At 62.8% G+C, this 11,346-nt stretch carries 10 protein-coding genes; 6 read left to right on the top strand and 4 right to left on the bottom strand.

The genetic code is table 11. The annotated features are described in order from the left end of the window. The first annotated feature begins 117 nt into the window (after positions 1-117). The 4 genes from ABE488_RS17435 (at position 118) to ABE488_RS17420 (ending at position 5,375) form a co-directional block, all read left to right on the top strand. Positions 118-2,145 (top strand): LTA synthase family protein, encoded by a 2,028-nt coding sequence (locus tag ABE488_RS17435; RefSeq protein ID WP_346449668.1) that lies wholly within the window; start codon positions 118-120, stop codon positions 2,143-2,145. Between the two features lie 124 nt (positions 2,146-2,269). Beyond that, positions 2,270-4,075 (top strand): hypothetical protein, encoded by a 1,806-nt coding sequence (locus ABE488_RS17430; RefSeq protein WP_346449665.1) that lies wholly within the window; start codon positions 2,270-2,272, stop codon positions 4,073-4,075. 86 nt (positions 4,076-4,161) lie between these two features. Then, positions 4,162-4,524 carry a GtrA family protein gene (locus ABE488_RS17425; RefSeq protein WP_346441688.1) on the top strand — a complete coding sequence of 121 codons (363 nt, stop codon included), beginning with the start codon at positions 4,162-4,164 and terminating at the stop codon, positions 4,522-4,524. 23 nt (positions 4,525-4,547) lie between these two features. Beyond that, on the top strand, positions 4,548-5,375 hold the full coding sequence (locus ABE488_RS17420) for a glycosyltransferase family A protein (RefSeq protein WP_346449666.1): 828 nt from the start codon (positions 4,548-4,550) through the stop codon (positions 5,373-5,375). Between the two features lie 197 nt (positions 5,376-5,572). Here the strand turns inward: ABE488_RS17420 and ABE488_RS17415 are convergent, their stop codons facing one another. The 4 genes from ABE488_RS17415 to ABE488_RS17400 all read right to left on the bottom strand — a co-directional run bounded on the left by ABE488_RS17415 (position 5,573) and on the right by ABE488_RS17400 (position 9,089). Further along, positions 5,573-6,496: a glycosyltransferase gene (locus ABE488_RS17415; protein ID WP_346446082.1), complete on the bottom strand. Its 924-nt coding sequence runs from the start codon at positions 6,494-6,496 to the stop codon at positions 5,573-5,575. Positions 6,497-6,498: 2 nt separating this feature from the next. Beyond that, the gene (locus ABE488_RS17410; protein ID WP_346449663.1) at positions 6,499-7,188 is read right to left on the bottom strand and encodes an NAD-dependent epimerase/dehydratase family protein; all 690 of its coding nucleotides are present in this window, start codon (positions 7,186-7,188) and stop codon (positions 6,499-6,501) included. Between the two features lie 109 nt (positions 7,189-7,297). Next, on the bottom strand, positions 7,298-8,242 hold the full coding sequence (locus tag ABE488_RS17405) for an electron transfer flavoprotein subunit alpha/FixB family protein (RefSeq protein WP_346449662.1): 945 nt from the start codon (positions 8,240-8,242) through the stop codon (positions 7,298-7,300). A gap of 100 nt (positions 8,243-8,342) precedes the next feature. After that, on the bottom strand, positions 8,343-9,089 hold the full coding sequence (locus tag ABE488_RS17400; protein ID WP_346449660.1) for an electron transfer flavoprotein subunit beta/FixA family protein: 747 nt from the start codon (positions 9,087-9,089) through the stop codon (positions 8,343-8,345). Between the two features lie 210 nt (positions 9,090-9,299). Between ABE488_RS17400 and rfbB the strand changes: the two genes are divergently transcribed. Together rfbB and rfbA are read left to right on the top strand one after the other, a co-directional pair. Beyond that, complete coding sequence (gene rfbB / locus ABE488_RS17395; protein ID WP_346449658.1) at positions 9,300-10,355, top strand: dTDP-glucose 4,6-dehydratase; 1,056 nt, start codon at positions 9,300-9,302, stop codon at positions 10,353-10,355. An 83-nt stretch (positions 10,356-10,438) separates the two neighbouring features. After that, the gene (gene rfbA / locus ABE488_RS17390; protein WP_346449656.1) at positions 10,439-11,326 is read left to right on the top strand and encodes a glucose-1-phosphate thymidylyltransferase RfbA; all 888 of its coding nucleotides are present in this window, start codon (positions 10,439-10,441) and stop codon (positions 11,324-11,326) included. Positions 11,327-11,346 lie beyond the last annotated feature (20 nt).

Here is an 11,346-nt window from a genome sequence, read left to right as displayed (position 1 = left end):
TGCGCTCGACCTGAAGCACTGCGCGCTCTTCCGCGCTCAGGTGGCTGTACTGTTTTCCCATCGCGACACCCTACACTCCGCCGGGTGTTGCACTTGGAAGTTGAGTCTGCCTTGTACATGCTGGCGCCGTGGCAGGGGCGTGTGATCGACGTCCTTTTTCCATTGCATTCCAGCGATTACACAACACACCTGCAGCAACGAGGAGGCGTCCAGTTCCTGCTGGACCATCGCGCACGTCACCAAGTGCTGGCAGCCAGGCAGGGGGATCTCTTGCGGCGGCGGGGTAGTGCCTACGTGCCCCAGTTGTCCCGCCGCCGTAATGTCCATCTCGTGCTGCTCGAAACTTTCTGGGATCCCCAGGCGTTCGAGGCATTTGAGTTCAGTCGGGATCCGTTCGATCCACGCTTCCGGGCGTTGCTGGATGAGGGTGGAAGCTCGGGCGTGCTGACGCCTCATTTTGGTCATTTGACTGCGAACGCGGAGTTCGAGGTCCTCTGTGGACTGCCTGCCGCCAATGTTGCGGTATTTCAGAGCCGGATGACGGGATCACTGCCTTGCTTGCCGAGGCTGCTGCGCGAGCTCGGCTATCAAACCCTCGCCTCGCATTCCAATCACGCCGATTCCTGGGGGCGGGATCGTGCCTACGGTTGGATGGGGTTCGCCCATTTCAATGCCTACGACAGCTTCGTTCGGGATGATCTGGATGGGGTGTTTCTCAATGACGGCAGCTTCTATCGACAGAATCGTGAGGCGATCGCAGGGCTGAGTCCGGGTGCCCCGTACTTCAACTATTTGGTGACGATCAGTTCCCACTATCCGTATCGTCAGAACCCGGAGCGAAGACCTGCACTCGTCTCGACCTCGCCGACGAATGCGGCGGTTGAGGATTATGCAAACGCAATAGCATACTCGAGCGCGGCGTTCATGGACTGGCTGGCCGACATTCGACGCGCCGATCCGGAGGCGTTGATCGTGGCATTCGGCGATCACGCGCCTACCATGCCCCCTGACCAACGGCCCTACTCGCAGTCGGGGATCAAGATCCATACCAGGCCGTTCGAGGAGGTGCAGACGTTGCTCTCGATGTCACGCACGCCCTTGTTGTTCATCGACGGGCGCAAGGGGGCCGTGAATGTGGGTACAGTCTCATTGGAGCATCTCCCCGTTCTCATTACTCGGGCGTTGGGAATTCATCCCGAAGGGCTCCCGTATCTCACTGACGACATGCAGAGCGCGCGCGCGGCGAAAAGCGCACGCTTTCTGGGGAATGTCATCACCTTGAAGGACGAAGGTTGGGCGATCTGCGGCCCTCAGCAGCGCGAGGACGAAGCCTGCCTTGAGGCCTCCGATCTTTACGACCGAAAGCGTTCGCTGCGTGATGCGCTTCTTGCGCGCCCTCTCGAGACGCTCGGAGTACTTGGACTCGAGGCGCTGGCGCAGCCGACCGACATGAACATCGATGCGCCGAGCGGTTGTCTGATCGATGTTCAGGATTGGGGGCCCAAGTCTGCGGTCGCGGGCGATCATTTCAATCGCCAAACGGGTTCGGGATTGAGTGCGACCTGGCTGCGTGTGACCCGTGTGCGGGGGAAACTTCGGCTGCAGATAGGTGCGATGAGCACCGAGGTGGAGGGGGCGGGTGACGTTCTCGCAGCGGTGTGGCCGGCACCGAGCGTGATCAAGGATCCTGGCGAGTTTCCGGTACGCGTTCTTTGTGGCGAAAAGGAAGTGGCAACGCTGGGCACCATGACAGTTGCCGCACCATCCATCGATGGCAATGCTGATTCATCTTCACATGGTGAAGCATTCGAGGGCGGGGGGCGGGCAGTGACTGGCCCATTGTCGGTGCAGCGCGAGGATGCAGGCTCCCTCCAGGTCTCGGCATCCGCGCTATCGGGCGTATGCCGCGGTGACAAGATGGAGGCTGCCGTCGTCGAGATGCATTGGCAGCATCCCGAAAGTGAGCATGGTATTCGCGTCATGGTGCAGCAAGGGCAGGAGACGCCCAGGCTATGGAGCGAAAGCGGCCCTCAAGGGACATCGATCACGGGTCCTTGGGTGAACGAGGATGTCCGCTTTATCTTCACAAGCTCGACGGGTCACAGGCTGGGGGCGGTGAAGCTGTTGGCCCCTGGCTGCGCCTGAGGCCGGGTCGGGGGCTCCATTCCTGCCGCTCTGCGCATCTGCAGTAGCGTATGCGCTGCTGGTAGCATAGCGCGGCACGCCCACAGTGGGCGCCTCCCATCGTTGCAGTAGGGCAATCGCCGGCATGGATGACTTTCCGAAAAGCGCATCCACAACCTCTATTCGACCGGCCTCTAAGCTGGTCGCCATCGGGTTGCTGTCGATAGTCGTCCTGTCGATCGTGCATCAGGTGCTGCTGACGCGCGCAGCGCCTGACGTCCCGTACATGGATTCGCTCAGGCTGCTCGCCCAACTGCAGGACTGGAGGATTGGCCTGCTGTCTACGCTGGAGTTCTGGGGACAGGGATCGGCCCATCGGGGCTTCGTGAATCAGGCATTTCTACTGGCCAATGTCGACTTCTTCGGCCTGGACATCATGCTCGCAAACCGTCTGACGGCGGTGGTCATTCTGGCGGTGTCGCTCGTCTTGGTTCTGGCCTGGGGCCGTGATGTCCGTACTCAGGACGTGGCACCTAGCCGCATGGCGAAGATCGTGCTGGCACTGACGACAGTGGCGGTTGCTGGGCTGTGCTTCAGTTGGGCGGGTGTGGAGTTGCTCACGCTGGATCTCGGGTTGCCGTTGTGGACGAAAAATCTCTGCTTCCTGCTTTTCTTCGTCGGGCACGCCGCGATTCTGTCGGGACACCTGTCGAGCATCCGGGCGCTGCAAGTCGTCCTGGCTGCGGCGGCGCCGTTTCTCGTATTGCTGGTAGGGATGGGGTGGAACTACGCTTTCGTCGGTGCTGTACTGGCGCTGCAACTACTCGCCTTTCTTCCCAGGTGGCGACAGGAAGGCCGATGGCTCGGTCTTCTGCCGACGATAGCCGTGTTGGTCTCATTCGCGATCTATATCGGATCAGGCCAGATGATTCATGCAGAGGCCGACTCTGCACGCATTTCTTTCAGTACCGAAACAATGGTCCTGCCCTTCTACGCGCTCGGAAGCGCCTTTGGAGGGCACGAGGCGTTGTTGCATGGGGGTCGCAGCCGTGAGCTTCTGCTCGGCCTTGGTGCGTTGCTCGTGCTATCGGGCGGTGGCGCCTCTTTGAGTTGGTTGCGCCGTGCCGCGCCAGGTTCGCGACTTCCGCTCTACCTCATACTTTACGGTGGTCTGACTGCTGTTTCCGTATCGATCGCCCGTGGTGGCGATGGTCCCGGAGCTGTTGTCGCGTCGCGATACTACATGGATTTCGTGTTCCTGCTGATTGGCGTGCTGTGGCTGGCGGCGCGCGAGGTGGCTACCCTCGCGCCCTCGGCTCGGCGCCTGCCGGGAAGTGCCGTTCTTGTGCTGCTGTGCTTGGTGGCGTCGGGACATGCCCTGACTTATTTCCGGGAGTGGCAAGCGGGACCATTCCGCGAACTCATTTTCAAGGCCATGGGTGAAGCCATGGTCCGGGGCGTTCCCGACGAGGCGTCGGCAAGGTTGCTCCAGTCGCCACTCGATCACGCACGTCAAGGCGTCAATGTCATGCGTGACCACCGTCTTTCGTTGTTCGCTGGGTTGCCCGCGGACTACTGCCGTCTCGACGATGTCCGTTACGGTGCAGGTTGGAACGGCGAGGAGGCGCAAGGCAGGTGGACTCGGGACGCCTCGGAGCTGTTCCTTCCCAAGTGTGAGTGCGACTTCGCTGCCGAGGTCTATCTGCCCGGCGTGATGTCCGCGCGTGAGGTCCGAGTCATCGGAAGTGATGGCCTGGAGCGTCGCGCTCGTGTCGAGCCTGGTCGCTCTTCACGCTTGGTTCTGGGGCCCAGCGTTGACGGTGGACGTGTCCGCCTGCTGGTGTCGCCGACGACGATACCCAGTCGCGAGTCCCCTGGCAGTCTCGACGCGCGCGTGCTCGGCATTATGGTGAGCGACATTTCCTTGAGTTGCGATGGCTCGCCAAAGTGAGCGGAGCACTAGGACGTAAACATGGGGAGGAAGGCGAGGTCGCCCCAAAACCTGGTCCCCTGCAGCGTCTGCTTCGCGACCAACGGTTGCTCTTCCTTGTCGTGGGGGGGCTCAACACGGCCTTCAGTACGGCATTGTTCGCAGCCCTCGTCCTGTACCTCGGGCCACGCGTTCCGTCGGCGGTCAGTCTGGCCATCGCATGGATCATCTCTCTGCTCCTTGTCTTCAACGTGCACAGGCGCCTCGTTTTCAAGGTGCAAGGGCACGCCTTGCGGGATTTCGTCCGGTTCGTCGGCGTCAACATCGTGTCCTTCCTGCTCAATGCGGGTGCGCTGACATTGTTGGTGGAGATCGTGGGCTTTCCTCCCATTCCGGTGCAGATTCTCATCACGATCGTGCTTGTGGTATTCAATTTCGTCGGCCACAAGTACTTCTCGTTTCGCAGGTGATGTATATGACGCGCTTGAGCGCAGTGCCCCGTGTTTCGGTGGTGATACCCGCCTACAACAATGCTCGCGATATCCGGTCGGCCATCGAGTCGGTGCTTGCGCAGGACTACACCGACTACGAACTTGTTGTGGCTGACCATGCGTCCACAGATGGCACATCGACGATTCTGGAGGACTATCGCGATTTGCCTCGGGTGCGTGTGCTGGCACCGACACCTGCGGGCGGAGGGGCTTTGGCGAACTGGAGCCGCGTGACAGAACACGCACGTGGCGATCTTCTGAAGCTCGTATGTGGAGATGACCTCATCACTCCCGATGCGCTGCGTCGCCAGGTCGCGGCGTTCGATACCAACCCGGATGTCGTGATGGTCGCGGCGCGACGTAACCTCATCGATGCGAGCGGCCACCAGTTGCTGGCTGCGCGCGGACTGGCTGGGTTGCGAGGGTGCTTGCCTGGCCGCGAGGCCGCCAAGATCAGTATCTTGGCCGGCACAAACGTGTTTGGTGAGCCGGCATGTGTAATGCTCCGTCGCGATACTCTTCAAGAGGAGGGGGGGTGGGACGGACGGTTTCCTTACCTCATCGATCAGGCAACCTACAGCCGCATTCTGATGCGTGGGAACTTCGTGGCGATCCCGGATGTCATGGCAAGCTTCCGTATCAGTGCTGGGCAATGGAGCGTGCGCTTGACGCGCGAACAGTCGCAGCAGGCAGTCGCATTTCACGAGCACTTTGCCTCAGCGCATGCGGACTTGCTGAGCGCGGCTGAATTGCGCCGTGGCAACCGGCGCGCGCGATGGATGGCGCATGTTCGGCGCATCGCCTATGCCTGGTTGCGGCGACGAATGTAAGTGGTTTGCGCGACATCACGCGGAGGGCAAGGCCGGCGCCTCTACCGTCAAGCCTGAGGCATATCTGTGCCGTGTTTGAGCTTCAGCACTCTGTCGGCATCACGACGCCGGTGCGATGCTTGTCTTTCTGTCGCCCTCAAGTCGTGAATCCGAGGCGCACCGCCGCATCGTTTTCACGACGAGTTGCTGGTGTCTGCCTAGAGATTGACGCGCTGGCCGACCACATACTGAGGGCGGCTATTGATGTTGAGCAGGATGCGACCGATGTACTCGCCGATTGCCCCCAATGCCAACAGTTGCAGTCCCCCCATGAACAGGATGGCCACAATCAGCGATGGCCAGCCGACCGCCATGCCTGGGTCCACGAGCTTCCTCCAGACGACACCCAGGGCCGTGAGGAAGGCGAAGGCCGAGGCGAGCAAGCCGGCAAGTGAGACAAGCCGCAGTGGGACGATCGAGAAACTGGTGGCCATCTGCAGCCAGAGCGATACAGACTTTCGCAAGCTGTAACCCGACTGTCCATCACGACGGGCATGGTGCTTGCCCGTGATGCTCGTGTAATTCGCTGTTCCCTGCAGTAGAAGTCCGTCGACGTACACGAAGGGCCCCTTGTACTTGAGGGCTGTCTCGCAGACTTCGCGCCGGATCCCACGATATGGTGACAGATACAGACTGCGCGGCTTGCCAAGCAGACTGCTGGCCACCAGGTCATTGAATGCACTCCCTAGCTTCTTCCAGAGGGCGTGCTCGCGTTTCTCGAAGTTCACATAGCACAGATCCGCGCCGTCTTTGAGCGCCTGCACAATTCTGGGAATATCGTCGGGATCATGCTGCAGGTCGTCATCCATCGTGACAATGAAACGTCCCGTCGCATGCGCAAATCCGGCCATGACCGCATTGTGCTGGCCTGCATTCCGCCTCAGGTTGACGCCTTTCAACCAAGGGCGGTCTGCTGCCAAGGCGCAGATCACCTGCCAAGCATTATCGGGGCCGTGGTCGTGAACCAGAATGACTTCGAATCCATCTGTCGGGTAAGACTTCAGGCACGACTCAAGACGCTCCACCAGGGATGCGAGGATGCCGGCGCTTCCGTATACGGGGACGATCACAGAAATTTCCATGTTTATCGACTCCCGCCGTAGTACTTCTCGACAACGCGATAGGGGTAGTCCTTCCCGAAATCCAGACCGATGTCACTGGCTATTCGTTCGCTTAGCGACGCGTCAATGTACATGTCGTCTCCCCGGTCGATTTCGATCGCTTCGGCGCGGCGTCCAAGAACCGATTCGAATATCTCGAGTATTTCCCGCATCGAGAGCGTCCAGGGCGATGCAATGGATACTCTGCGCGGAAAGGCGCTTGCGTTCGCCAGGATGTGATGCGTCATCGCCACCACGTCGTCGATATCGATGAGGTTGCGTTGGGCGCGCGTCCACAGCTTGACCGTCTGGCCGGTCATGATCTGGTTGGCGAGATGGTTGGTCAGCGTGTTGGGATTGTTCGTCGCGCCGACGACTTGGGGCAGGCGGATCACCAGCCCGAAGGCAGCGTGGCCCACCAGCCGTTCCATCGATCTCTTGTGTTCGAAGTAAGCGGATTTCTGGTTTGGATTGGCGACATTGCAGCTTCCAAAGTACACCAGACGCTCCGGCTTGCGCGCGATATGGTGTAGGACCAAATCGCGCTCCCGCGCGAATGCCGCCTCGCTTGTTTCTGCCGAGTTGGAAACGCCCGACGCAAGTACGACGGTCGCCTCGTCGCCAGCATAGAGAGGCGAGAACGCGCGGGCTATCAGGCCGGTTCCAACAATCATGAACGATCCTAGGCGCGGTAGGTAAGCATGCGAAGCATGGCCGACAGGTTGTCGGCTCATCAATGCCCGGTATCAGGTCAAGATGGCGTTGAAAGACGATCAATTCACTTTAGCTCAGCGCGGCTTCCAACTCCGGCAGCACCTTGAACAAGTCCCCGACCAAACCGATGTCGGCGATCTCGAAGATCGGTGAATCCGCATCCTTGTTGATCGCGACAATGGTGCCCGCGTCCTTGATGCCGGTCAGGTGCTGGATCGCGCCGCTGATGCCGATCGCGACATAGAGCTCGGGTGCGATGATCTTGCCGGTCTGGCCGACCTGCAGCTCGTTGGGAACGTAGCCGGCGTCGACAGCCGCACGCGAAGCGCCGACGGCCGCGCCGAGCTTGTCGGCGAAGTCGAAGATGATCTTGAAGTTCTCTTCCGAGCCGACGCCGCGGCCACCCGAGACGACGCGCTTGGCGCTCTGCAGGTCGGGACGATCGGTACTGCCGGCCGCCAGGGCCACGAAGCGCGTATGGGTGGGCAGGTCGGCATCGACGGTGGTCGGCTCGATCGCTGCGCTCCCGCCGCGTGCGGCTTCCTGCCACGACGCGGTGCGCACGGTGGCGACCACGGGCTGGTCGGCAGGGGCCTCGACGGTGACGATGGCATTGCCCGCGTAGATCGGGCGCTTGAAGGTGTGGCTGCCCTCGACCGTCATCAGGTCGGAGATCTGGTTGACGCCAAGCAGGGCGGCGACCACCGGCATAAGGTCCTTGCCGAAAGTGGTCGACGGTGCGAAGACATGGCTGTAGCCGGCGGCGAGCTTGGCGATCTGCGGGCCGAGCACCTGGGCCAGCGGCTGCGCATTGGCCGGGCTTGCGACCGTGAGCACCTTGGCGACCCCCGCGATGGTCGCCGCGTCGGTCGCGGCGCTGGCAGGGTCGGCGGCGAGCACGACGATATCGATGGTAGCCGGCGACAGGGCCTGCGCCGCGGCGACAGTCTTGGCGGTCGCGCTGGCGTTGAGCTTGCCGTCGAGGTGTTCGGCGATGACGAGGACGTTGGACATGGAAGTTCTCCTAGGAATCGTCGCGTCCGGGCCGGACCGCGTCGATGCACTCCGGCTTCGGCCGGCAGTCACTGGGCTCCCGCGGTGCGGGAGCGACGGTTCAGAGCAGGCCCTTGGCCTTCAGCGCGGCAACGAGCTCGGCCGCGTCCTTGACCATGACGCCCTTGCTGCGCTTGGCCGGTGCCTCGTAACGCGAGGTCGTGAGCGTGTCGGCCGCGTCCACGCCGAGGTCGGCGAACGGGATCGACTCGAGCGGCTTGGCCTTGGCCTTCATGATGTCCGGCAGCTTGATGAAGCGCGGTTCGTTCAGGCGCAGGTCGGTGGTCACGACGGCGGGCAGGTCCACTTCAAGGGTTTCCAGGCCGGCATCGACCTCGCGGGTCACAGCGGCCTTGCCGTCAGCGACTTCGAGCTTGCTCGCGAAGGTCGCCTGCGGGCGCCCCCATAGCGTGGCCAGCATTTGGCCGGTCTGGTTGGCGTCATCGTCGATCGCCTGCTTGCCGAGGATAACCAAGTCAGGCTGTTCCTTCTCGACCAGCTTGAGCAGCGTGCGCGCCGCGGTCAGCGGCTGGATCGGCTGGTCGCAGACCACATGCAGCGCCCGATTGGCGCCCATCGCCAGGCCGTTGCGCAGATGCGCCTGGGCGTCGGCCGGCGCGATCGTGGCGACCACGACCTCGGTCGCGATGCCTTTGTCGCGCAGTCGCAGCGCTTCTTCGAGCGCGATCTCGTCGAAGGGGTTGGCCGACAGCTTGACGCCGTCGGTGACGACGCCGGAGCCGTCGGTTTTGACCTGAATGCGGACGTTGTAGTCCACCACGCGCTTGTAGGCGACGAGGATCTTCATCGGGCGGGTATTCCTTACTGTCTGCGGGTCACCCGGCCGCGGCGGCAGGCACGGGACGAATCGTCCGATTCTAGCGGGCCGCGGGGTGAGCCGCGAGTCCACGGCAGCGGCTGGGTCGCATTCCCACCAAAAACGCCCGGCCGAGCCGGTATCCTGTCGTCTCCCGCCATCGCAGGGCGGTCCAGCGTATTCACACAGGAGCGTGTTTCCGTGCCCACTTGGCTCGTCACCGGCGGCGCCGGTTTCATCGGCGGTAATTTCGTGCTCGAGGCGGTCCGCCTGGGCGTGCGCGTGGTCAACCTCGATGCGTTGACCTACGCGGGCAACCTGCAGACCCTGGCCTCGCTGGAAGGCAACGCCGACCACGTCTTCGTGCATGGCGACATCGGCGATCGGACCCTGGTCTCCCGGCTGTTGGCCGAGCACCGGCCCGATGCGGTGCTCAACTTCGCGGCCGAGAGCCACGTCGACCGCTCCATCGACGGCCCGGCCGCGTTCATCGACACCAATGTCGTCGGGACCCTGGGGCTGCTCGAGGCCGTGCGCGATTACTGGAAGGGCCTCGACGGCGACGCCAAGGCAGCCTTCCGTTTCCTGCATGTGTCCACCGACGAGGTCTACGGCACGCTCGGCGAGACCGGCAAGTTCACCGAGACCACGCCGTATGCGCCGAACTCGCCGTACTCGGCCTCCAAGGCGGCGTCCGACCATCTGGTGCGCGCGTTCCACCACACCTACGGCTTGCCGACGCTGACCACCAACTGCTCCAACAATTACGGCCCCTACCATTTCCCCGAGAAGCTCATCCCGCTGGTGATCGCCAAGGCGCTGGCCGGCGAGCCGCTGCCGGTCTACGGCGACGGTCAGCAGGTGCGCGACTGGCTGTTCGTGACCGATCACTGCGAGGCGATCCGCACGGTGCTCGAGAAGGGCCGGATTGGCGAGACCTACAACGTCGGTGGCGACTCGGAGCGCCGGAACCTCGAGGTCGTCGAGACCATCTGCCGACTGCTCGACGCGCGCCGTCCCCGCGAGGATGGCCAGCCGCGCAGCAGCCAGATCACCTTCGTCGCCGACCGCCCGGGCCATGACCGGCGCTATGCGATCGATGCCTCCAAGTTGCAGAACGAGCTGGGCTGGACGCCGCGCCACACCTTCGAGAGCGGCATTGCCGAGACCGTCGACTGGTACCTGGACAACCAGGACTGGGTGCGCGGCATCCTCGATGGCAGCTACCGGCTCGAGCGGATTGGGACCGCGGCCTGAAGCGCCCCCACCTCGGCCCTCCCCCGCGTGCGGGGAGGGAGATCAGTGATCCCCGCGCGCGGGGAGGAGACGAGAGAATTCCAATGACGCAACGCAAGGGCATCATCCTGGCCGGCGGATCGGGGACCCGGCTGTATCCGATCACCAAGGGCGTCAGCAAGCAGCTGCTGCCGGTCTATGACAAGCCGATGATCTACTACCCGCTCAGCGTGCTGATGCTGGCGGGCATCCGCGAGGTGCTGATCATCAATACCCCGCACGAGCAGGCGCTTTTCCAGGCACTGCTGGGCGACGGATCGCAGTGGGGCATGGACATCCAGTATGCAGTGCAGCCGAGCCCCGATGGTCTGGCGCAGGCCTACCTGATCGGGCGCGAGTTCGTCGGCGGCAAGCCGAGCTGCCTGGTGCTGGGCGACAACATCTTCCACGGCCATGGCCTGACCGACACGCTTCGGCGGGCAGACGCGCGCGGCGACGGCGCGACGGTCTTCGGCTACTGGGTCAACGATCCCGAGCGCTACGGTGTGGCCGAGTTCGATGCCGATGGCAAGGTCGTCGACATCGCCGAGAAACCCGAGCAGCCGCGTTCCAACTACGCGGTGACCGGCCTGTACTTCTACGATGGCCGGGCCAGCGACTACGCCGCCGAACTCGCGCCCTCGCCGCGCGGGGAGCTGGAGATCACCGATCTCAACCGTCGCTATCTGGACGACGGGGCGTTGTATCTCGAGCAGCTCGGCCGCGGCTACGCCTGGCTCGACACCGGCACCCACCAGTCGTTGCACGAGGCCTCGAACTTCATCCAGACCATCCAGGACCGGCAGGGCCTGCAGGTGTGCTGTCCGGAGGAGATCGCCTTCGGGCAGGGTTGGATTGATGGCGAGCAACTGCTGGCGCTGGCCAAGCCGCTGTCGAAGAACGGCTACGGCCAGTACCTGCAGACCCTGGTGAACCGAGGAGTGGTGCGTTGAAGATCATCGAAACCAAGCTG

Source organism: Luteimonas sp. TWI662 (assembly GCF_039673825.1).
Taxonomy (GTDB): Bacteria; Pseudomonadota; Gammaproteobacteria; order Xanthomonadales; family Xanthomonadaceae; genus Luteimonas.
This window is presented reverse-complemented; position numbering and strand designations above follow the sequence as displayed.